Here is a 23,874-nt window from a genome sequence, read left to right as displayed (position 1 = left end):
TTTGAATGTTGTTGATATTTCATAAAGTTAAATTATTTATTGAAATAATAATTCAATATGAATTGATATGCATATAACGACTACCAATTTCATTAATAACGTCTTTATTTTTACTATCTTAAGTAAAAATAATACTGAAAAATCAACACGCTTTATTTTCTTTAAATTTCAGTAAAGCACGGCGCTCTTTTTTATCAGGACGGCGCTCTGGATGAGGCATTGTTAGTGCATTCATTTTCCTAGCTTGGGCAATTTTTTCACGCTGCTCAATACTTGCTTCTGTCTCACGATAAAGTTGTTGTGCTTCCGGTGCGCCCTTACGTTGACCACTAATGGCTAAGACTTCCACAATGCGCTCATCATTGCCTTGCCGTAGTTTCACTAACGCATTGAGCTCAACAACCTTACTGGGTTTAGCTCTTTGCCCATTATAATGAACTTTGCCACCATCAATCATATCGCGAGCTATCGCGCGTGTTTTATAAAAACGAGCGGCCCATAACCATTTATCAAGGCGAATTTGGTCTGTTGGAGTTTGTTTCATGATGTCATCCTCAATGTTTACATTTTAAATGAGGCGTCCACCATTTCAGACTATTTTTGGTCGGAAGGATTATCTACCTCAAAACACTTATCATAGTATTGCGTAATATTCCGTAAGCGCTTTTTATTGCTAGCAATACGAAATATAACTAATGCACCATTCCATAGCACATTTAGGACAAGGAACAATACAAAACAAGAACTCACGATATACAATAAAAGCACTTGCTCACTGGGCGAACGATGCAGAGTTATTTGCAATGTGCCATTTGCATCCGTTGATAAGTTTGTAATTATGCCTTCTATATCAAAAGGCGTGTGTACAAGAAAATTAGAAGCACGTTTAAGCTCTAACCAACGTTGTACAGGCATCATTTCATTGAATGAACCATTTCCGGTGAAATCCACTAGCGTTTTATTTTCATCGCTGATAAATAACACGCCACCCGGTGGTGGGCTATTCAATTTTACAGCCTCTTTCTCAATTTCACTCTCGATAAAACTATATGTGGTGGCTTCAACTAACTTTTCCAAGACCTCAGCACTACCTGCACGTAATAAAACATGCGCACCTTTTAATTTTCCTGTTTCTGCTTTGGTGACTAAAGTCTCCCAATCGTTAGTATTACCAAGGTTGATTAACGCACTTTTAAGCTTTGGACATGCCTGTTTCTCATAACATAATGCATTGGTTTTTAATATAATTTCTGAAAAATCAAAAATAACATTCATGCCTGATTTCATAATATCGCTCTGTAATCTTGGGTTAACCCCAACGCTATTATTATCAGGATGTAATTGTCGTTGAACTTCATTTAATAATTGAATAGAACGTTCCACTATTTCAGATTCAAGGTCGGGAACAGCATTCATTTGATTCCAATAGATTCCAGAGCAATCAAAAGGGACAAATTGAGCTTGATTGGACTCAGACAGTTTTGGCGGTCGATAACACATACCAACCCCCTTAGCCACTAAATTATCCCCTACTTTTAACTTACGCGTTTCAAGTTCATGCACATTTGCAACAACGACTTTCTCTGAATTTACAAACCAAGAGCATCCCAATTTTAACGGCAAACTCACTGGCCGATAAAAGAACAACAACGCTAATGTTAGAAGCCCTACCACCGCTATTAATATATTTTTTTTATACCGCTTAACAGGGTAGTAACGTTCTTCCTTATGTAAGGAAAGAAACCGTCCATAGCGCAAAACTTGGCCTGAGGGATAAAAATCAATATTTGTTTCTTTATCCCATTCACGCTGAATATAAGGTTCCCAATGTGGCGGATAATAAAGGTCCGTTCCATTAATTGAGACTGATGATGATTGCTTCTTTTCAATTTCACCATATAATTCCCAACGTTTGGGTTTGCCAAAAATACAATGGACATCTTGTAACTGCTTTGGAAAAATTCGAGCACCTACCAATGATAGTAACCCAACCCCATAAATCGCCAGTGCACCAATTAACCCCCAAGGTTGTAAAAAAGGGACTGCGATCAGTACAAAATAACCTAATAAAAAACTTAAACAGACTAATACCGTACCAAACCAACCTGATGAGTGGTTCATCCGATATTCTTCAAGTGTTTCTTTGCGTTCTCGTAGCTGCTGGATTTTTGATTTGCCACGTTCATGGATCGCGGTTTCTGACGGTGGAACATCAATTAATTTCTCAACACTCCATTCATCGCCCAAATCTTTTAATGAGACACTATTCACTGAAATAATGAGTGGTAGATGATTCGTTTCTATCACTTCCATCACATTCTGTTGCTGTAAGTAAGGCTCTAACTCTGAAGGCAACTCAACTTCAATTTTATCAATAAAATGTCGCCATGAATTCGTCTGTTCTTGGCGTAAATTAAACTGTGTTACTGAATTACAAACTGTCGCGATCACCGCATTCTTCTTCACAAGCCAAGGTGTTTTATCTTTATCTTGTGAAGGTGATAATTTATTGCGTAGGTATTGGGAGATACTCTGGAAGTCTGAATCAATCATCTTCCGGTAAGATGGTTCAGCTCGAGAAGCGATCTGATAGATACCAGCATTCTGCCTCCGCCTGAAATACAGAATGGAAGCCATTATAGAGAGGCTAATTATTAATATAGCCATTATAATGACAAAATTAAGCATTTTTCCCCAATGAGATAATTGAAATAAAAGCATAGCAATCAAGGAGCAATCACCCTATAAGGTAATTCCTATTCTCTTTTTAATTTTTATGTTAATTTACAGCATGTTGTAATTATGTTTATTTATTAAATAATACTTTTTATCACACCTTTATATTTCACATCAATTATACATAATTTTTGAGTATAGATGAGCGTATAAATAAAGCTAAAAAATACGGTAAGTTAGGTGATTTGGTTTAGATAAAAAATAATTTTGGCAATAAATATATAGAGTAACAATATAAATCTAGATAAAAAGAGTATTTCAATTTTGTTTTATATGCGTCATAGTTAAACCAATCATGTAAAAAATTTATTTACCTATTATTAATACTTTTAACAAAAGATTTTCATTTACCCTGTTCTGGAATTATTATGACAGAGCTTAAAAAGCCACAAATATTAAATATTCAGGATGTTGCTCAATCCAAATTATTCGGTATCCAATCTGTTGATCTCAAATTCAGTAATGGTGAAAAACGGACTTATGAAAGAATGCGCCCAGCAAAACGGGAAGCTGTTCTCATTGTTCCGATCATTGATGACAGTTTAATTCTTATTCAAGAATATGCTGTTGGTATTGAAGACTACGAGTTAGGTTTTCCAAAAGGCGCCATTGATCCTGGAGAAACGCCCATTGAAGCCGCTCAGAGAGAATTAAAAGAAGAGATTGGTTTCGGTGCTAATAAAATCACGCAAATTGCTAAACTGACTATGTCACCTTCTTACTTTTCTAGCAAGATGAACATTCTCATTGCGTCTGAGCTTTATAGTGAAAAACTAGAAGGTGATGAACCTGAGCCATTACAGCAGGTCAGATGGCCAATTTCTCGCATGATGGAACTGCTTGAACATCCAGATTTTAATGAAGCACGTAATATTAGCGCACTATTTTATCTAGAACGTTTTTTGAAGGATCGAGAGAAAAAGTAGTTTATCTATAATAATTCCTGATTAATATAATCACTGGCCACACCAATTGGTGCAGCCAGCAATTATTCATCAGGTGACTAGAATAGCTCTTGGCTTCCGCCGCCCTCTTCAAATATGGTTGTCCCAACCTCTTGGACTGCGCGCTCTTTAGGCTCTGTCCCTTCAATAAAATACTCTTTACGAGAACTGCCGCCGCTACCCGCTAATTTTCCTGTTTTGCTATCTATCGCGACAGAAATAACCCCTTTTGGTGGCGGCATCATTTTAACAGGAACACCTTCTAAGATAATTTTCATAAAATCATCCCATATTGGTTGAGCGCTTTTTGCTCCAGCTTCACCACCACTTGCCGCAGTTCGACCCAGTGTTCGTCGGTTATCATCAAAGCCAATCCAAGCAGAAGCAACAACATCTGGGCCGTAACCTGAGAACCAAGCATCTTTTGAGCTATTAGTTGTTCCTGTTTTACCACCAATGTCACGGCGCCCGCCTAAATCTCGTGCAGCTCTCCAGCCCGTACCAGACCAACCCGGCTCACCATAAATATTGGTTGTCATTGCATCTCTGATCAAAAAGGCTAATGGCGTACTAATTACATGAGGTGCATATTTGTCTTCTGAATCAGCATCATCAGGCGTTGCCGTTACCACATCCATTATTGGCTCCTGAACAGCATCTAGACTAGAAGATTCAGTCACCTCTTCCGTTGATTCGTCATCAACACCTTTAAGCTCAATTGTCCGCTGGGTATTACCATAAATAACCGGAATATCTGTACATTCAGGACAGGCAATTTTCGGATGCGCTTCAAAGATCACTTCATCACTATGATCTTCAATTTTTTGAATATAGTAAGGGTCAATTAAATATCCACCATTGACCATGACAGCATAGCCGCGAACCATCTGCATTGGCGTAAATGATGGTGCGCCAAGCGCCAGCGCTTCTGTACGATTAATATTCTCAGCAGGGAAACCAAAACGCGTCAAATAATCAGCAGCATAATCAACACCCATAGCACGCATTGCTCGTACCATAACGACGTTTTTCGATTGCCCTAAACCTTGTCTTAAGCGAATTGGACCATCATAACGAGGTGGTGAGTTCTTAGGACGCCAATCAGAACCAGCCCCTGCATCCCAGCGGCTAATAGGCACATCATTAAGTAATGATGATAATGTCAGCCCTTTATCCATTGCTGCGGTGTATAAGAACGGCTTAATATTTGAACCAACTTGGCGCAATGATTGAGTGACACGGTTAAACTCGCTCATATTAAAATCAAACCCACCAACTAAAGCGATAATAGCGCCATCATTAGGGTTTAATGCAACGAAAGCGCCATTAACATCAGGAACCTGCCCTAACCACCAAATATCTTTAACTTTACGAACCCAAATTTGCTCACCCGGTTGAATAACAGATTTAACTGAACGCGGTGTAGCACCTTGTTGAGTATCTGAAATAAATTTACGCGCCCAGCGCACTCCCGCCACCGGAATTTGCTCTATCGAACCATCTGCTAGCTGAACAGTTCCTTCATTTTCTGTTGCAGTAAGTACTACAGCTGGTAATAAAGGCCCGTAAACAGGCGATTTTTTGAGTTTTTCTGTAATTTTTTCTGTTGTCCAAGCAGGCTCAGGAGGTGTCCATAACACTTCTGTAGGGCCTCGATAACCATGTCGGATATCATAATCTATGAGGTTATTACGGACAGCCTCAGTTGCAGCCAATTGGTCTTTACGAACAACTGTTGTATAAACTTTATAGCCGTCGGTATAAGCATCTTCACCATATTTCTCATACAGTGTTTGACGAGCCATTTCCGCTAGATATGGCGCAGAAAAGTCAATTTTCGGTGCATGATAAGAGGCAACTATCTTCTCACTTTTAGCTTTCTCATATTCTTCTTGTGTAATGTATTTTTCTTCATACATACGGCTAAGCACAACATTACGGCGATTAATTGCTCGGTCATAAGAATAAAGAGGATTAAATGTTGAAGGCGCTTTTGGCAGCCCTGCAATCATCGCAATTTCACTCAGCGTCAACTGATCAACTGTTTTACCAAAATAAACATAAGCCGCAGCACCTACCCCATAAGCTCTGTTACCGAGGTAAATTTTATTGAGGTACAGCTCCATGATTTCATCTTTAGTGAAAAGCTGCTCAATACGGATGGCAAGGAAGGCTTCTTTCGCTTTACGCATCAGCGTTTTTTCTGGACTTAAATAGAAATTTCTCGCTAGCTGTTGAGTAATTGTACTCGCGCCTTGAGATGCATGCCCCGATGATGCCATTACACTCACAGCACGGAAAATACCAATAGGATCAATACCATGATGCTCATAGAAACGGCTATCTTCAGTAGCGATAAATGCCTTCACCATGATAGGAGGGATTTCATTCAAACTTAATGGAATACGGCGCTTTTCACCATATTGAGCAATTAACTCTCCATCAGCACTGAATACTTGCATCGGCGTTTGTAAGCGGATGTCTTTCATTGTTGCAACATCAGGTAGCTCACCTTCGACATATTTATACATGCCAAAAATAGAGGCGGCTCCCAAAAAAATGCAACAAATAACTAAAATGAAAAAATATTTTACGAACTTCACCGGATAATTCCCATACTCAACAGACAGGAGGGTTTAAATACCTATACAACGTCATCCAAAATATATCGAAGTAGCAGACAAAACGACACAAGTCACAGTCGAATACAAAAAAATGCTACCTATTTTAGGTATAACGGACGCGTAGTATAAAGCTTATACAAACCAATAGAAAATGTAATTTATTCATTGATGATAAGGAGATCATCTATGTATTCACGCAGATGGAATATTGGGATCAACCTATCCCAAACCACCATTCAACTTGTCGCAGTACGTAAACACCGTAAATACTGGCATCTTTGCGAATGTTGGCAACACAATTTGCCTGATAATTTTGCTAGCGATACTGAAATTGAACAGCAATCAATTTTACTCGACATTTTAAATCAGTGGCGTAAAAAGTTACCAAGAAATTGCCACGTTTCGACTTCATTACCTTCGTTACGAACATTAAAACAACAAATTACACTTCCTGAGCACCTTCCTTTACAGCAACCTGAGCTGGATTGGTACTTACAAGCCAGAGCAGAAAAATACTTTCCATTAAATGCCGAAGAAAGAATTATTGATTACCGTATCATCAATAATCAAGCCTACCTAAATGGCGCACGCAAGACAGATATTCTCTTTTGGCAAGACCTCTTTTCTAAAAGCGGATTCACCCTAAAAGCCATTGATGTGGCACCTTGTGCTTTACGCTACCTAGCAAGGAGCGCAGGCTTGCCAGATGAAAGTTGGCTTGTTCATTATCGTCAAGGTGAATGGCTATGGGTAGGCCCAATAAGCCAACCAACAAGCTATAACCAGATTCAGGAAAACGCAATAACATCGTTATCCCAGCTTATTCCATTACTGACAGAACAGCTTAATCAGCCGATTTATTATATCAGTGATCATCATGAACCTGATGCAGAGCATTCTTGGAATTTATTGCAAGCATTTCACTCTCACACCATAAAAATCCCTCACCAACTTGGCGATTTTGTGATTGCTGCGGGTTTAGCATTACGAGGAAAGGATAACGAATATGTATCAAGTTAACTTTTTACCTTGGCGACAACAAAGTATTTCACAAAAAAAGCAGGTGTTTTGTATTTTATTGTTGATGAAAATCATCATGTTAATCATAACAGCATGTATCATTCATAATCTACAACAAGCGGAACTCCAGAAATTACAACTTTCTTACCAACAAAACCAACATCAATACCAACAGAGCAAAAAATTAATTTACACAATTAATCATAAACAAAAGCAACTCAATAAATTAATTACACAAAAACAAGCTATTGAGCAAAAAACAGCAAATAATTTATCACGGCTTAAGTTACTGCATAGTATGCCAACTATTGTTCCTCAAAAATGCTGGTTATCTCATTTTTCATTCTTGGGGGAAAAAATTGAAATAAAAGCAAATAGCTATGATTTTCATGATATTAGCCAATTCATCACTCAATTAGATAAAAATCCATCAATACAGACTATCCAGTTAGCCAATATGGGCAGAAGCAAAGATATTCATTACTTACATTTGGGTGCGCATCACTCAGGAGGGCGACATGAATGATGCTTCCTCTACCTTTTGGTATCGACCCGTTTGGCTGCAAAGTTTACCTATACTTGTTCTGGCTATTTTATTTTCAGTCACCTATTACCAAGTTTACTGGCAAGAAAAGCACCAACAAATAACAGCGTTAAAATCCAAGAGCAATGAAATTAATATTCAGTTGCAGCAAAATAGATCAACTATTCATGATCTCCCGTCATTAAATAGCTTAGAACAAGAAATAACTCAGTTAAATCAACAAATCGCTATCCCCAATCAAAATCAACAACAATTTATCATTCATATTCAACATGTTATAGATAAGAGTTATGTCAAACTTAATCGCCTACAACCTTCTATCAATTCAGATACACAAGAAAAAATTTACACCATTGAAATTCAAGGAACTTATCCTGATATTTATAAATGTATTCAAGCAATTATATTATCATCACCAAATCCAAAAGGGCTACTATCCAGTGCTAATTTTCAGCCTCAACATGGGTATTTAACTGCAACACTCACTATTTCATTTATCAAGGATGATATTACCCATGAAAAATAAACTTATTTTAGCGATATCCCTTATATTAATAGCAATACCCCAAGGATTGGCTCAAGAGATGAGAGATCCTTTTATTCCTATTTATCCACCCGATCAAACTGGCATCCCAGCTTCAATAACACAAACCCAAACCACAACTAATATTCAAGAGCCTATTTTTAATCAAAAAATCATAAAACTGGCCTCTATTGATGCAAAAGAGGCAATGCAACAATTACAGCAAGTAGGTTCATCCTTGCTTTCCCCAAAAGGCACCGTTAATTATCACCAACTCACAAATAGTCTTTTAGTCAAAGACATAGAGTCAAGGCTGCCATTAATAGAAGAGTGGGTAAAGCAGTTGGATACACCAAAACAACAAGTCCAAATTACGGCTCACATAATCAGTAGTAGCCGCATGGCATTACAAGAGCTTGGACTGGAATGGGGAATGTTATCAGGCAGCCCAAATAATAGTCGTTATCAGCACTATAACCGCTACAGTTCGCGCTCTGGTGAGTTCAACTTCAATTTACTGAACATTGGGGAGGGCATATTAGAGCTAAAACTAAATGCGTTAGAAAAAGAGAATTTATTATCAATTATTGCCAGTCCTCGCCTTATTGCATCCCATGAAAACCCAGCAAGCATTCAGCAAGGAACTGAAATTCCTTATGTTACAAGTAGCGAAAAGAAAACACAGGTACAATTTAAAGACGCCGTACTTGGCATGGAAGTCACGCCAACAATTACCCGAGATGAACACGTTAAATTATTACTTAAGATCAGTCATAACTCACCAGATACCGCATTGACCACCAGCGAAAATCATCATTTAGCCATCAATAAACAAGAAATCGCCACCTCTGTCACTATTAAAAATAATGAAACATTGATTCTCGGTGGAATTTTTCAACAAAAGCAAGAAAAAACAAAATCAGGCTTACCTTTTTTATCCAATATTCCACTATTAGGAGAATTGTTTACAAACACGGGGGAACATATCGATCGCAGAGTTCTCGTGATATTTATTACACCTAAGTTAGTGAATATTTAACGAAAAAAATAATGCCTATACTTCAATTAGTTGAATGAAAACAAGGCTAAATAGAGTCGATAACGCCTATTTTTATGCCATAAACCTACAGGATAAATTTGACGCTGGCGTCGTTTTAGCATACAAGGTTACCCATTGAGTGTTCTAAGTATCAATAGATGAAAGAACAAGCTATCAGCCGCCTATAAAATAGTCGCCATCAATTTGATCTATAAATTAGCGAGTACTTCACATTTTTGTTGTTGTCGAATTATCGTTAAAACTCATATTGAACAAAACGTTAGGCAACATAGACGGCTCAACAAAAGAAACCAGTAACACCAAATATGGCACTTTGTTCGCTCAGTGCCACATTTATATAGTTGCAATTCAGGTTGATGTATTGAGATAATTTTATTATCTGATCTCACTTATCACTCATGAGGTTTCAGTTTAGGTCCCGTCGCTAATTCAATTGGCGGGGCGGGTTATCATTAACGAATAATCGTAGTAATACCAAAAAACATGGCAGAGAAACGCAATATCTTTCTGGTTGGACCTATGGGTGCCGGAAAAAGCACTATTGGTCGTCAATTGGCTCAACAGCTTAATATGGAGTTTTTCGACTCTGATCACGAGATTGAAAAACGCACTGGCGCAGATGTAGGCTGGGTCTTTGACCTAGAAGGCGAGGAAGGCTTCCGCGATCGCGAAGAGAAAATCATCAATGAACTTACCGAAAAACAAGGTATTGTACTTGCTACTGGTGGTGGTTCAGTAAAATCGAAAGAAACTCGTAATCGTCTTTCCGCTCGAGGTGTTGTTGTGTATCTTGAAACCACTATCGAGAAACAACTCTCTCGGACTCAGCGCGATAAAAAACGTCCTTTATTGCAAGTCGATGAGCCAGCACGTGAAGTTCTTGAAAAATTAGCATCTGAACGCAATCCGATGTATGAGGAAATTGCGGACATCACTATTCATACCGATGAGCAAAGCGCTAAAGTTGTTGCCAACCAAATCATCGAAATGTTAGAAAAAAACTAAGTCATACTGTTAATTTTTCAGGGTTAATATTGTTCAAGGTGAAACATAATGGAAAAAGTGACCGTTACTCTGGATGAACGCAGTTATCCAATCACAATTGCGCCAGGTCTTTATAACCAACCGGATGCATTTTGGCCACTCGAATCAGGCCAAAGAGCAATGGTAGTAACCAATGAAACACTTGCACCTATTTATCTTGATAAATTAACACAAGTACTTACAGCACAAGGCGTAAAAGTAGACTCCATTATTCTTCCCGATGGTGAACAATATAAATCGTTATTCATCATGAATGATGTATTTACCGCGCTACTAGAAAAACATCACAGCCGTGATACAACCCTCATTGCTCTTGGTGGGGGGGTTATCGGTGATTTAACTGGGTTTGCAGCAGCAAGTTACCAACGTGGTGTGCGTTTTATTCAAGTTCCAACCACATTGTTATCCCAAGTGGATTCCTCCGTTGGAGGAAAAACGGCTGTAAACCATCCTTTAGGTAAAAATATGATAGGTGCTTTCTATCAACCCGCTTCTGTGGTTGTTGATCTTGATAGCCTAAAAACTTTACCTAAACGTGAGTTATCTTCAGGCCTTGCTGAGGTGATCAAATATGGCGTTATTCTTGATGGCGAATTTTTTACTTGGCTAGAAGATAACATTGACGCATTGATAGCCTTAGATAATCAAGCAATGGCATACTGCATCCGCCGCTGTTGTGAATTAAAAGCACAAGTTGTCGCCGCCGATGAAAAAGAGACAAGCGGTTTACGCGCACTGCTTAATCTTGGTCATACCTTTGGTCATGCAATTGAAACTCATATGGGCTATGGAGTTTGGCTGCATGGAGAAGCCGTTGCAGTAGGCATGGTGATGGCGGCAAAAACAGCTGAGCTAGCTGGTACATTCTCAGCAGAGCAAACTGAACGACTCATTGCGTTATTGAAACGTGCACAATTACCTGTTGTCGGTCCAATTCAAATGCAACCTGACGATTACTTACCTCACATGATGCGAGATAAAAAAGTGGTCGGCGGTAAGTTACATCTGATATTACCAACTGACATTGGTCATGCTGAACTACGTTCAGATGTGGAAATGCCAATAGTCAAAAAGGCAATTTCAGCCTGTTTACCGTAATTGAGCAATAATTAGCCGCTAGAAAGTAACAATTATCGATAGATAGTCCTATGATTTAAAATGTTACTGGCAGATATAGCATAAAATCGTTAGATTATGATGTATGCTTTAAGCTATAGCATCTACTCTTGGTTAGGTTTTACTGTAGATAATAGGCATATCATTCTCAATTCATGTAAAATGAGTGAATTGCATTATTGATGACAATCATGACTTTTATAAACAAGTTAATTTATTGATTGTTATAAGGCCGAAATGAAAAGAGCGATATTGCCTCTATCATTAGGCGATATTTATTCGGGAGGGGAAAGTGGACGAATTCAAACCAGATAATCAGCCTCAAGCACAGAATGACTTACGGCCGGACACATCAGATAGACCTGCGGGTCGCAATCGTGCTTCAGTTTCATCTGTAAAATCCAAAATTACCCTTTCTCGCCAACATATTATGATTGGTGTAGGTGTACTTGTATTATTACTTTTGATTATTGCGATTAGCTCTGCGTTAAAAGCGCCAACAGAGCATGAGAAACAACAGACAAATACGTCAAATGAACGTAATATTGACCTGTCTGGTTCCTCCTCTCTCAGTAATAATCAGTCTACGCAAGATATTAATATGCCACCAATCAATCCGTTGCCAACCCAAGCCGAATCGCTGCAAGGGCAAAATTATGGTGAGCGAATTGAAATTCCAGGTGATGTTGCTGATGCTTTGAGCCAAGGCCAATCATCAAATACCGGTACGCAAAATATTGCACCACCACCAATTACTCAGACGGAGCCTGTGACTAAACCACAAACTCCACCGCCTGTGAAAACAGAAAAAGTACAACCAAAACCGGTAGTAAATACTCAGCCAGTGCAAACTAAACAGCCGACAAAAACGACGACTGCAAGTAACAAACAAAGCGGTAATCTGATGTCTGCTCCGGCAAGTAATTATACATTACAACTAAGCAGTGCAAGCCGCTCTGACACACTAGAAGCTTTCGCTAAACAAAATAAACTGACTAATTACAAAGTTTATAAAACAATCCGTAATGGACAAACTTGGTATGTTTTAATTCATGGTAATTATCGTTCTGTCAATGAAGCTAAAAGTGCCATAGCAACTTTACCAGCTGAAATTCAAGCGAAAAAACCTTGGGTTAGAAATATGAAGCAAGTTCAACAGGATCAAAAATAACAACGTTTTATCGAGGGCGCATTATGCTGTCCAGAAAGAGTGCTTAATTATCACTCTAAACGTTTGTAACAATAAGACGGCATGAAAAAAACACGCGCTTTTTTGAAATGGGCTGGCGGAAAATACCCAATTGTGGAAGATATCAAAAAACATCTTCCACAGGGTGATTGCTTAATCGAGCCTTTTGTTGGAGCTGGTTCTGTTTTTTTAAACACCAGCTATGATTCTTACATCTTAGCTGATATCAACAGTGACCTTATTAACCTCTACAACACAGTAAAAAATCAAACAGACTCCTTCATTGAAGAAGTCCGTCAAGTTTTTACACCTGAATTTAATACCTCGGAACAATACTATCTTAAACGAGAAGCCTTTAATCAATCGACTGATCCGTTTATCCGCAGTGTGTTATTCCTCTACCTAAACCGCCATTGTTACAATGGGTTATGTCGTTATAATTCTCGCGGAGAGTTTAATGTGCCTTTTGGGCGCTATAAAAAACCTTATTTCCCTAAAGAAGAATTATTGTGGTTTGCCGATAAAGCGCAAAGAGCAATCTTCCTCACACAGAATTATGAAACAACGCTGTTATCCGCTAAGTCAGGTATGGTTGTTTACTGTGATCCCCCTTATGCGCCTTTATCTGAAACCGCTAATTTCACGGCATATCACACCAATGCGTTTAGTGCACAAGAACAAATGAACCTTGCCAAGTTAGCTCGCCATTTGTCGTCAGATCGCAAAATTCCTGTTCTGATCTCAAATCATGACACACCATTGACGAGGGAGTGGTATGATCAAGCGACATTACATATAGTCAAAGTTCGTCGGACTATCAGCCGGAATATACTTAATCGTAATAAGGTCAATGAATTATTGGCATTATATAGCGTGAAAGAGGCTACCAAAAAGACGAGTAATGTCGCACTTAGCCACATAATACACCTTCCGTCAGGCACGGAATGATCTTCAGGTAGTGTTTAAATAATCGGAGATAATAATGAAAGATTTTCTCATTGCCCCATCTATTTTATCTGCAGATTTTGCTCGTTTAGGCGAAGATACCGCCAAAGTCCTCGAAGCAGGAGCAGATATCATACATTTTGATGTTATGGATAATCACTATGTTCCTAACCTCACATTTGGAGCACCGATTTGTAAAGCTTTACGTGATTACGGCATCACTGCACCTATTGATGTTCATTTGATGGTCAAACCGGTAGATCGAATTATTCCTGATTTTGCTAAAGCGGGTGCAAACCACATTAGCTTCCATGTTGAAGCCAGCGAACATGTTGATAGAACAATACAAATCATTAAAGAACATGGTTGTACTGCGGGCGTTGTTTTAAATCCAGCCACACCACTTTCTTATCTTGATTATGTGATGGATAAAGTTGATATGATCTTACTGATGTCTGTCAATCCAGGATTTGGTGGGCAATCATTTATTCCTCATACACTGACAAAATTACGTCAGGTTCGCAAAATGATTGATGAAAGTGGTTACGACATTCGTTTAGAAATTGATGGCGGTGTTAAAGTAGATAATATCGCAGAAATTGCCGCTGCGGGGGCAGACACTTTTGTTGCCGGTTCAGCCATTTTTGGTCACCACGATTATAAAACCGTCATTGATGCAATGCGTAAAGAGCTAGAGAAGGTATCTCAATGACACAACAAAGCTTAGAAAATATCAAAGCCATTGCTTTTGATTTAGATGGCACACTTGTTGACAGTGCGGGTGGCTTAGCTGAAGCATTAGATAATGCATTAGAAGAACATGGTTTTCCACCAGCAGGTAAAGAGCGCATCTCAATTTGGGTTGGCAATGGTGCAGATATCATGGTTGATCGCGCACTAACTTGGGCTGGCGCAACCATCACACCAGAATTACATCAAGCAGTTCGTCAAAGTTTTGATAAATTTTATGCCACATCCGTGACAACTGGGAGTAAGCTATTCCTTGAGGTTAAAGAAACCCTGGCTGAACTTGCTAAACATGCAATACCAATGGCAATTGTCACGAATAAACCAACACCTTTTATTGCACCATTACTGAAAAAATTAGGCATTGATGGCTACTTTTCTCTTGTTCTGGGTGGCGATGATGTAAAAGAAAAAAAACCACACCCTGCGCCTTTATATCTTACATTAGGTACATTTGGCTTACGGAAAGAAGAATTGCTGTTTGTTGGTGATTCTCGCAATGACATTATTGCAGCGAAAAATGCACAATGCCCTTGTGTTGGTCTAACTTATGGTTATAACTATGGTGAATCTATCGCATTAAGCGAGCCTGATTGTGTTTTAACACACTTTTCAGATATTCTGCCAACTATCGGTTTATCTGATCCAAAATAATTAAAGGACATAAATAAAAATGAGTGAACCCACTGAAAAAACAAAGCAATCCCMAAAACCTATCGTATTCAGCGGCGCACAGCCTTCCGGTGAATTAACCATCGGTAACTATATGGGTGCGCTACGTCAGTGGGTACAGATGCAAGATGATTATGATTGCATCTATTGTATCGTTGACCAACATGCAATTACCGTGCGCCAAGATCCGGTTGAGTTACATAAAAGAACACTAGATACACTCGCCCTGTACCTTGCTTGCGGTATTGATCACGAGAAAAGCACCATTTTTGTACAATCACATGTTCCACAACATGCGCAATTGAGCTGGGTATTAAACTGTTACACCTATTTTGGCGAATTGAGTCGTATGACTCAATTTAAAGATAAATCAGCACGCCATTCTGAAAACATTAATGCTGGCTTGTTTGATTACCCCGTTTTAATGGTTGCCGATATTCTGCTATATCAAACTAATAAAGTACCTGTTGGTATTGACCAAAAGCAGCATCTCGAATTAAGCCGTGATGTTGCTCAGCGCTTTAATACGCTATATGGTGATATTTTCACTGTTCCTGATCCATTCATTCCTACTGGCGGTGGTGCGCGTGTTATGGCGCTTCAAGACCCGACCAAGAAAATGTCTAAATCAGATGAAAATCGCAATAACCTCATAGCGCTGTTAGAAGATCCAAAAGGTGCTGCGAAAAAAATTAAACGCGCAATGACTGACTCAGAAGAGCCGCCTCGTGTTATTTATGACATTGAAAATAAACCCGGTGTATCAAACTTACTTGATATTCTATCAGGCGTAACAGGTAAAAGTATTTCTGAACTTGAAGCGCAATTTGAAGGGCAGATGTACGGTCACCTAAAAGGTGCTGTTGCCGATGCCGTTTCTGACATGCTAACCACATTACAGGAGCGCTATCACCACTTCCGTGATAATGAAGCATTATTGAATAAAATCATGAGTGAAGGGGCACAAAGAGCGTCTGCGAGAGCGCAAGTCACCTTAGATAAAGTTTATGATGCAATTGGCTTTGTAAAACGCCCATAATCAAGACTAAAGCAGAGGTTAAACACCTCTGCTTTCCAATCTTCAACCTCGTTTTTCTCTATCTATCAACTTTTCTTATGCCGTACGTTTACCAAATAAACGGTGGCTAAAATCTTCAATCCGATGAAACTCGAGCCTATTTTGCATCGTTAAGCTCCAACTTGCTGACAACCCTGCCGCAGCTAATAATCGCTGATATAGTTCTTCATCAAAAGGTGCATGAAACGCAATCATAATGGCCTCTTGAACTGACACATCACTATTACGACTTAATAGTTTAATTGGCATCTGTGCGCTCACAGAGCCTGTTTTTATTACGCGATACAACCAACCACAACGACCATTCTCTTGCATCACTTGAGAAAAATTTTCAATTCCTGTTAACCCATTAAGTTTATAGCAGGGGGAACGAGGTTGTGTTACCTGAATGCGGGCATCCCCCCATGCATAGATATCACCAATGAAAACGTTATCTTCCGTCATTCCTAGGGTTGAAATATTTTCGCCAAAAGCAGGCGGTGTAAATAGTGATTCTAATTCAGGATAAGCATTGATCCAAAATTGATAATGCTCCGCTGGATAGTGACACAATGCGCGATCAGGCCCACCGTGGAACCGTTTTTCCGCTTGTTCATCTCCGACTAGGCCGAGCTGCTCTAATGACAACAACCCATCAACTTGGCGCTTATAAATAGCACTATTTCCACAGGCTTGTGTCGCTTGAACTTCACCAATATAAACTTGAAGATGATTTTTCATGAAAATAGTACCTTCATTATTATGCTTTAAATTCAGCCAATTAATCTGCTAACACTAAGCAAGTATCATAACCTTATATTGATTATTTTCGGCAATAATTTAACAGTTTATATCGTGCACAATGAAAATGGGGGAAATAGGAAAGTTGTGTGGCAGAAAAATCTGGTAAATATCGGTAATTTAAGGAAGCTAACAAACCAAATCAGTGTTGAAAATATAACAGGAAATCAGTTAATTCATTTTTGGCTGATAAGACAAGTGGGAAAACTATTTTGATCCCACTTTGTCTATAACTACAGGTGCTTTAAAAAAGCACCTGTTTATAATCAATAATCACATTAGATGATTATTTGTTTTTTGCAGCAAAACGTTTTGCAGCTTCATCCCAGTTCACAACTGACCAGAAAGCTTTGATGTAGTCAGGGCGACGGTTTTGATATTTCAAGTAATAAGCATGTTCCCAAACATCCAGACCAATAATTGGGTAACCAGATGTACCAGAAATTGCTTCACCCATCAGCGGGCTATCTTGGTTTGCTGTCGATACCACAGCAAGTTTGCCATCATCTTTTAGAACTAACCATGCCCAGCCAGAACCAAAACGTGAAGCAGCTGCTTTTTCAAACAGATCTTTGAAAGCGTCAACACTTCCGAAATCGCGCTCGATTGCCGCTTTCAGTTCACCGCTCAGCTCAGTATCCAGTTTTAGGTTTTTCCAGAAGAAGCTGTGGTTTGAATGGCCACCCGCATTGTTACGAACAAAAGTGCGTTGATCAGCAGGAACTTTATCCAATTGTTGGATTAATACATCAATATCAAGATTTGCGAGTTCAGGTAATTTTTCTAATGCTGCATTGGTGTTATTAACATACGTTTGGTGATGCTTAGTATGGTGGATTTCCATGGTTTGCTTGTCGAAATGAGGTTCCAGTGCATCATAAGCATAAGGTAAAGCAGGTAATGTATAGCTCATTATATTGTCTCCAGTGACGATTACTCTATTTCTCATTTGAAATGCGAAACCCATAGGGCATACACTTCAGTAACTTCACACCTTGTGAAAAGATCTTCATTATAGTTATTTTACTGTTAATGAAAATCATTATAAACCTGACACTATTTGTGTGGTTTTTTGCATTAACTATCATTACTAATTTATTTAGCAACTAATCCCAATATTAACACGCTTTTATTTTCTTTAATCTTTTATTTATCCATATCATCAGATGATTATTTCAATTGTGTATTTCGCATCAAATGATAATCCTGCTAAAAACACCACTATTAATACGTGATCTTCCGCTCAAAAGAAAAACAAATTCTATTTTTCAGCTTTAGTTAACGATTTTTTGACATAGTATTAACATCTGCAAGGAGATAATAATATGACTCAAATAACAAAGCATCCCGTTCCTGCTGAAATTGCAGAAAATGCCCTGATAAACGAACAACAGTACAACGACGACTATCAACTCTCTATTCAGAACCCAGAAAAGTACTGGGGTGAAAAAGGGAAAATTATTGATTGGATCAAGCCTTATACTCGAGTAAAAAATACTTCCTTCGATCCAGGCCATATTAGTATTCGCTGGTTTGAAGATGGAACCCTTAACTTAAGCGCTAACTGCTTAGATCGCCATCTCGCCGAGAAAGCAGATCAAACAGCTATCATTTGGGAAGGTGATGATCCTTCTCAATCCAAAAATGTGACTTATCGTGAATTACATCACGATGTATGCCAATTTGCCAATGTGTTAAAACAGCAAGGTATCCGTAAAGGTGATGTCGTTGCTATTTACATGCCAATGGTTGTTGAGGCCGCTGTGGCGATGTTAGCATGCGCTCGTATTGGTGCTATTCATACTGTTATTTTCGCTGGCTTCTCACCTGAAGCGGTTTCTGGTCGTGTCATCGACTGTAAAGCCAAGTTAATCATCACCGCAGATGAAGGTTTACGTGCTGGCCGCGCAATCCCATTAAAGAAAAATGTGGATGATGCCCTCGCAAACCCTAATGTCACCACTGTTTCAAACGTGATTGTTTACCAACGTACTGGGCAGGTTCCAAGTTGGGTTAAAGGGCGCGATTTGTGGTGGCACGACCTTATCAGCGGTGTCAGTGCTGATTGCCCACCAGAGGAGATGAATGCGGAAGACCCACTATTTATTCTGTACACCTCAGGCTCAACAGGAAAACCTAAAGGGGTTTTACATACAACTGGCGGCTACTTGGTTTATGCAACCCTCACCTTTAAGTATACGTTTGATTACCACCCTGAAGAAGTTTATTGGTGTACCGCCGATGTTGGTTGGGTTACAGGTCACAGCTACTTATTGTATGGCCCATTATCTAATGGCGCAAAAACTCTCATGTTTGAAGGCGTCCCAAATTACCCAGCAGTGAATCGAATGAGCCAAGTTGTTGACAAACATCAGGTCAATATTCTTTATACCGCGCCAACGGCAATCCGTGCCCTAATGGCTGAAGGTGATAAAGCCATTGAAGGCACTTCTCGAAAATCATTGCGTATTCTTGGCTCTGTAGGGGAACCCATCAACCCAGAAGCTTGGGAATGGTTTTATAAAAAGATTGGCGATAGCCGTTGTCCTATTGTGGATACATGGTGGCAAACAGAAACGGGTGGATTTATGATCACACCGCTTCCTGGTGCAACGATGCTGAAGCCAGGATCAGCGACACGCCCATTCTTTGGTGTTCGCCCTGCGCTAGTTGATAATCTTGGAGAACCTTTAGACGGCACTTGTGAAGGCAACCTTGTCATTGTTGACTCATGGCCTGGCCAAGCGCGTACTTTATATGGCGACCATGATCGCTTCGAGCAAACCTACTTTTCTACCTTCAAAGGTATGTACTTCAGTGGAGATGGCGCACGTAGAGATGAAGATGGTTATTTTTGGATAACAGGTCGTGTTGATGACGTTTTAAATATTTCAGGGCACCGTTTAGGGACAGCTGAAATTGAATCAGCACTCGTTTCACATCCAAAGATTGCAGAAGCTGCTGTTGTGGGGATCCCTCACAATATTAAAGGACAAGCTATCTACGCTTATGTCACATTAATATCTGGAGAAGAGCCTTCACCTGAATTATACACAGATGTCCGAAATTGGGTGCGTAAAGAAATAGGCCCAATTGCCACACCTGATGTTCTACACTGGACGGATTCCCTTCCTAAAACCCGCTCCGGTAAAATCATGCGCCGTATCTTACGCAAAATTGCATCTGGTGATACCAGTAATTTAGGAGATACTTCCACATTAGCCGATCCAAGTGTTGTCGAGAAACTACTCGAAGAAAAACAGTCAATTAATATTCCATAGTTTCAAAGGTCGCCTTGATTGGCGACCTTGCAAACACATCAATAAAACGATAACAGAGGGGAACTCTGATGAATGCTACTGCTTATGAAAAGGTAGAGAATAATCCTCGCTTTAAAGAACTCGTTAAGAAACGTAGTCGATTTTCATGGTTGTTGTCTGGGATCACATTAGTACTGTATGTCGGTTTTATTTTTCTGATTGCTTTCGACCCTGAATGGCTAGGCACACCAATTAGTGAAGGGTCCTATATCACTAGAGGGATACCTGTTGGCGTTGGGCTGATTGTTATTTCCTTTATCCTAACGGGTTTGTATGTCATTCGTGCAAACGGCGAATATGACCGCCTGACAGCTGAAATTTTAGAGGAGGTAGAAAAATGATAAAATTCTTACCTATTATTCTATTTTTTATCTCCCAAAGCGCTTTTTCAGATGCTTTGACGGGTGATGTAGAGCGGCAACCAGTAAATATTCAAGCCATCGTGATGTTCTTATTATTTGTTGGGTTCACACTCTATATCACTTACTGGGCTTCTAAACGCACACGTTCTCGCTCTGATTACTACACCGCTGGTGGTAAAATTACAGGTTTTCAAAATGGAATGGCGATAGCCGGTGATTTTATGTCTGCCGCATCATTCTTAGGAATTTCGGCGCTCGTTTATACTTCGGGCTATGATGGGCTGATTTATTCCATCGGGTTTCTTATTGGTTGGCCAATTATTTTATTTCTTATCGCTGAAAGATTACGCAACCTTGGGCGCTATACTTTCGCCGATGTTGCATCTTATCGTTTAAAACAAAGACCCATACGGATTTTGTCTGCTGTTGGCTCGCTCGTGGTCGTCGCACTATACCTTATTGCCCAAATGGTCGGAGCAGGAAAACTCATCGAGTTACTCTTTGGATTAAATTACCATGTTGCTGTGGTTATTGTTGGTATCCTTATGGTGCTATATGTCTTATTTGGAGGGATGCTGGCAACAACATGGGTACAAATTATCAAGGCAATATTGCTCCTAGCGGGTGCAACATTCATGGCTGTCATGGTAATGAAGCATGTCGGTTTTAATTTCAACACATTATTTAAAGAAGCCGTTGAAATTCATAAAAATGGGATTGCGATAATGAGCCCTGGTGGATTAGTTTCTGATCCAATATCAGCGCTATCATTAGGACTTGCACTTATGTTTGGTACAGCAGGGCTTCCTCATATTATTATGCGTTTCTTCACGGTCAGTGATGCAAAAGAAGCACGTAAAAGCGTATTCTATGCCACCGGATTTATTGGTTATTTCTATATTTTAACCTTTATCATTGGCTTTGGTGCAATCGTCCTTGTCAGCGCAAATCCAGAATTTAAAGATGCAGCAGGTAAGTTAATTGGTGGAACCAATATGGCTGCGGTGCACCTAGCAGATGCTGTTGGCGGTAATTTCTTCCTTGGTTTTATCTCCGCTGTCGCATTTGCCACCATCCTCGCAGTTGTTGCAGGATTAACATTAGCAGGTGCTTCTGCCGTTTCACATGACCTATATGCTATGGCGATGAAAAACGGAAATGCAAATGAAAAAGATGAATTACGGGTCTCTAAAATTACTGTTGTTATTTTAGGATTTGTTGCCATCGGATTAGGTATTTTATTTGAAAATCAAAATATTGCCTTCATGGTTGGCTTAGCATTCTCTATCGCAGCAAGTTGTAACTTCCCGATAATTTTATTATCTATGTACTGGAAAAAGCTGACAACTCGAGGCGCATTAGCAGGAGGCTGGTTAGGGCTAATCACCGCCGTCATGTTGATGATTTTAGGTCCTACTATTTGGGTCAGTATTCTACACCATGAAAAACCTATCTATCCTTATGAATACCCTGCCTTATTTTCCATGATAGTTGCTTTTGTGGCTGCTTGGTTCTTTTCTATCACAGATAATTCAGAGCAAGGAAAAATGGAAAGAGAACGCTTTAAAGAACAGTTTATTCGTTCACAAATTGGATTAGGTATTGAACAAGGAAAATCACACTAATCCACACAATCATCTAATCAAAAAGGCAACTCAACTTAGCTACTGAGTTGCCTTTTATTATGTAATGTATTTACGTAATATTTTTTAGCTATTTTATTGTTTTGTATTCTTACTTTTACAAATAAAGAATAAAAAAAGCAGCTATTCTGTATCGACAAAATAGCTGCTTAATAAATAGGTTTATAATTATCTAAATTCATTCAAGCGTAAGTCGCTTTCTCAGCATTGACCCATTCGTCAACAAGTTCGAAACGATTACTTGGATTATTTTTCAAAGCCGATTGTAATGTTATAAATTCAGCAGAATTATTAGGGATATAGTCAGAAAACAATCTTGTCAATGAAGCAGTTTTATCCGCAAATTTCTCACTAATATTAAATGCTCTATAGAGAATAAATGTCAGCACTGCGCTAATAGCAAACATACCGAAAACAGAAACAAGATTGTAATCAACCTGTAGCCACTGGCGTACAGCATTTAACAATAAAAATGGGACAAAAAATGCGACCAGTAAAAACAAAATTGTTGCACCTGTTTGTCCATTATTAAATTCTTCTTCTTGCTGTTTGCTGACACAAATAATTTTTTGGAATACTTGACTATTTTTCATTTTACCCACCTTAATCAACAAGATTATATTATTGGTAAGATAACAATTTAGGTAATTGTTTTTACTTACTAATTTTATCTATAACACGATTAAATAGAGAGAATTCGCTTGTGTTAATTTTTGGTAGTATAGTGTTAATTTAATGCAACATCAAATTAACATTAATTAACTGTTTTAGTTAGCAAGTAATTTACTGTTTGGTAATAAAAAGAAAAAATAATCATAGAGATTGAGGTGTAAAAAAGAAGTTGTAATTAACAGATTAATATTAATGATTATTTTTTATAACTGATAAATATTAGTTTCAATATTCATTCAGAAAAATAATCAAAGAATAAAAAATATTTGTTAAAATATATCAAGTTTACTCATTGATAGTGATAATTAATTATTATCATTCAATGTGTTATCATGCCATCTTCATTAAAAAGGCAAAATATTAAAAAAGATAAAAATGCTAAAATAGGGAAAATTTTTCTGCTCCCCAAATAATAAACAACTGCATAATGCCTATAAACATCTTTTCTTATTTAGGTTACAAATATTAGCTTGAACATCTATATCGTAGCGGAGAGGTGTTTTTCTTGGTATACCCCTTTGACTCCACCTGCAAAGCCGGGGTTTTATGTTTAAGGCGCTTACGTGACTTAAATCAGCTAAAGCCCAAACGCAAAAAAGCCACCCAATGGRWGGCTTTTTCACTAATTGAATGTCTGGCAGTTCCCTACTCTCACATGGGGAGACCCCACACTACCATCGGCGCTACGGCGTTTCACTGCTGAGTTCGGCATGGGGTCAGGTGGGACCACCGCGCTATTGCCGCCAGACAAATTCTGTTTATTCCCGTTAAGCMACTTTCVTGCCTCAACCAGAATCATTAATCTCGAACAAGCTGCTGTGTCCTTCACCTTTCGGCTTCTCACGTTTATTGAAC

Annotated in this window: 21 protein-coding genes and 1 rRNA gene; 15 read left to right on the top strand and 7 right to left on the bottom strand. The window is 38.9% G+C overall.

Translation table 11 applies throughout. The annotated features are described in order from the left end of the window. Positions 1-142: 142 nt before the first annotated feature. Both hslR and OO7_RS01995 read right to left on the bottom strand, forming a co-directional pair. On the bottom strand, positions 143-544 hold the full coding sequence (gene hslR / locus OO7_RS02000) for a ribosome-associated heat shock protein Hsp15 (protein ID WP_008914290.1): 402 nt from the start codon (positions 542-544) through the stop codon (positions 143-145). A gap of 50 nt (positions 545-594) precedes the next feature. Then, positions 595-2,688, bottom strand: coding sequence for an IgaA/UmoB family intracellular growth attenuator (locus OO7_RS01995; protein WP_043892769.1), 2,094 nt, complete (start codon positions 2,686-2,688; stop codon positions 595-597). A gap of 416 nt (positions 2,689-3,104) precedes the next feature. On the opposite strand from OO7_RS01995, the gene nudE reads away from it, so the two are divergent. After that, positions 3,105-3,662 carry an ADP compounds hydrolase NudE gene (nudE, locus tag OO7_RS01990; protein ID WP_008914288.1) on the top strand — a complete coding sequence of 186 codons (558 nt, stop codon included), beginning with the start codon at positions 3,105-3,107 and terminating at the stop codon, positions 3,660-3,662. 77 nt (positions 3,663-3,739) lie between these two features. Here nudE and mrcA read toward each other — a convergent pair whose 3' ends face one another. Then, positions 3,740-6,283, bottom strand: coding sequence for a peptidoglycan glycosyltransferase/peptidoglycan DD-transpeptidase MrcA (mrcA, locus tag OO7_RS01985; protein ID WP_008914287.1), 2,544 nt, complete (start codon positions 6,281-6,283; stop codon positions 3,740-3,742). Positions 6,284-6,490: 207 nt separating this feature from the next. Between mrcA and pilM the strand changes: the two genes are divergently transcribed. The 11 genes from pilM (at position 6,491) to trpS (ending at position 16,203) form a co-directional block, all read left to right on the top strand. Then, positions 6,491-7,324, top strand: a complete 834-nt coding sequence (gene pilM, locus OO7_RS01980; protein WP_008914286.1) for a type IV pilus biogenesis protein PilM — start codon at positions 6,491-6,493, stop codon at positions 7,322-7,324. Further along, complete coding sequence (locus OO7_RS01975) at positions 7,311-7,850, top strand: PilN domain-containing protein (protein WP_008914285.1); 540 nt, start codon at positions 7,311-7,313, stop codon at positions 7,848-7,850. The genes pilM and OO7_RS01975 overlap by 14 nt, the downstream gene beginning before the upstream one ends. Beyond that, a complete protein-coding gene (locus OO7_RS01970) occupies positions 7,843-8,394 on the top strand; it encodes a hypothetical protein (RefSeq protein ID WP_008914284.1) in 552 nt (183 codons plus the stop codon). Before OO7_RS01975 ends, OO7_RS01970 begins: the two co-directional genes overlap by 8 nt. Beyond that, positions 8,384-9,430 (top strand): secretin N-terminal domain-containing protein, encoded by a 1,047-nt coding sequence (locus OO7_RS01965; RefSeq protein WP_008914283.1) that lies wholly within the window; start codon positions 8,384-8,386, stop codon positions 9,428-9,430. The genes OO7_RS01970 and OO7_RS01965 overlap by 11 nt, the downstream gene beginning before the upstream one ends. Positions 9,431-9,934: 504 nt before the next feature. Beyond that, positions 9,935-10,456: a shikimate kinase AroK gene (gene aroK / locus OO7_RS01960; RefSeq protein WP_008914282.1), complete on the top strand. Its 522-nt coding sequence runs from the start codon at positions 9,935-9,937 to the stop codon at positions 10,454-10,456. Between the two features lie 48 nt (positions 10,457-10,504). Next, positions 10,505-11,593: a 3-dehydroquinate synthase gene (gene aroB, locus OO7_RS01955; protein ID WP_008914281.1), complete on the top strand. Its 1,089-nt coding sequence runs from the start codon at positions 10,505-10,507 to the stop codon at positions 11,591-11,593. A gap of 310 nt (positions 11,594-11,903) precedes the next feature. Further along, positions 11,904-12,782 (top strand): SPOR domain-containing protein, encoded by an 879-nt coding sequence (locus OO7_RS01950; RefSeq protein WP_008914280.1) that lies wholly within the window; start codon positions 11,904-11,906, stop codon positions 12,780-12,782. A gap of 81 nt (positions 12,783-12,863) precedes the next feature. Continuing rightward, complete coding sequence (gene dam / locus OO7_RS01945) at positions 12,864-13,748, top strand: adenine-specific DNA-methyltransferase (RefSeq protein WP_008914279.1); 885 nt, start codon at positions 12,864-12,866, stop codon at positions 13,746-13,748. 34 nt (positions 13,749-13,782) lie between these two features. Further along, entirely contained in the window at positions 13,783-14,457 is a 675-nt protein-coding gene (gene rpe / locus OO7_RS01940) for a ribulose-phosphate 3-epimerase (RefSeq protein WP_008914278.1), read from the top strand. Next, the gene (locus tag OO7_RS01935) at positions 14,454-15,146 is read left to right on the top strand and encodes a phosphoglycolate phosphatase (protein WP_008914277.1); all 693 of its coding nucleotides are present in this window, start codon (positions 14,454-14,456) and stop codon (positions 15,144-15,146) included. The genes rpe and OO7_RS01935 overlap by 4 nt, the downstream gene beginning before the upstream one ends. 19 nt (positions 15,147-15,165) lie before the next feature. Further along, positions 15,166-16,203: a tryptophan--tRNA ligase gene (gene trpS, locus OO7_RS01930; RefSeq protein ID WP_008914276.1), complete on the top strand. Its 1,038-nt coding sequence runs from the start codon at positions 15,166-15,168 to the stop codon at positions 16,201-16,203. Positions 16,204-16,278: 75 nt separating this feature from the next. On the opposite strand, the gene yiiM is transcribed toward trpS, so the two are convergent. Beyond that, positions 16,279-16,962, bottom strand: a complete 684-nt coding sequence (gene yiiM, locus OO7_RS01925) for a 6-hydroxyaminopurine reductase (protein ID WP_008914275.1) — start codon at positions 16,960-16,962, stop codon at positions 16,279-16,281. Between the two features lie 346 nt (positions 16,963-17,308). Beyond that, positions 17,309-17,935 (bottom strand): superoxide dismutase [Mn], encoded by a 627-nt coding sequence (gene sodA / locus OO7_RS01920; protein ID WP_008914274.1) that lies wholly within the window; start codon positions 17,933-17,935, stop codon positions 17,309-17,311. Positions 17,936-18,347: 412 nt separating this feature from the next. On the opposite strand from sodA, the gene acs reads away from it, so the two are divergent. The 3 genes from acs to actP all read left to right on the top strand — a co-directional run bounded on the left by acs (position 18,348) and on the right by actP (position 22,329). Then, a complete protein-coding gene (gene acs / locus OO7_RS01915; protein ID WP_008914273.1) occupies positions 18,348-20,303 on the top strand; it encodes an acetate--CoA ligase in 1,956 nt (651 codons plus the stop codon). Between the two features lie 68 nt (positions 20,304-20,371). Further along, complete coding sequence (locus OO7_RS01910) at positions 20,372-20,683, top strand: DUF485 domain-containing protein (protein ID WP_008914272.1); 312 nt, start codon at positions 20,372-20,374, stop codon at positions 20,681-20,683. Further along, entirely contained in the window at positions 20,680-22,329 is a 1,650-nt protein-coding gene (gene actP, locus OO7_RS01905) for a cation/acetate symporter ActP (RefSeq protein ID WP_008914271.1), read from the top strand. The genes OO7_RS01910 and actP overlap by 4 nt, the downstream gene beginning before the upstream one ends. A 200-nt stretch (positions 22,330-22,529) precedes the next feature. Here actP and OO7_RS01900 read toward each other — a convergent pair whose 3' ends face one another. Further along, positions 22,530-22,940, bottom strand: a complete 411-nt coding sequence (locus OO7_RS01900) for a hypothetical protein (protein WP_008914270.1) — start codon at positions 22,938-22,940, stop codon at positions 22,530-22,532. A gap of 711 nt (positions 22,941-23,651) precedes the next feature. Further along, a 5S ribosomal RNA gene (rrf, locus tag OO7_RS01895) occupies positions 23,652-23,767 on the bottom strand. Between the last annotated feature and the right edge of the window lie 107 nt (positions 23,768-23,874).

This window comes from Providencia sneebia DSM 19967 (assembly GCF_000314895.2).
Lineage (GTDB): Bacteria > Pseudomonadota > Gammaproteobacteria > Enterobacterales > Enterobacteriaceae > Providencia > Providencia sneebia.
This window is presented reverse-complemented; position numbering and strand designations above follow the sequence as displayed.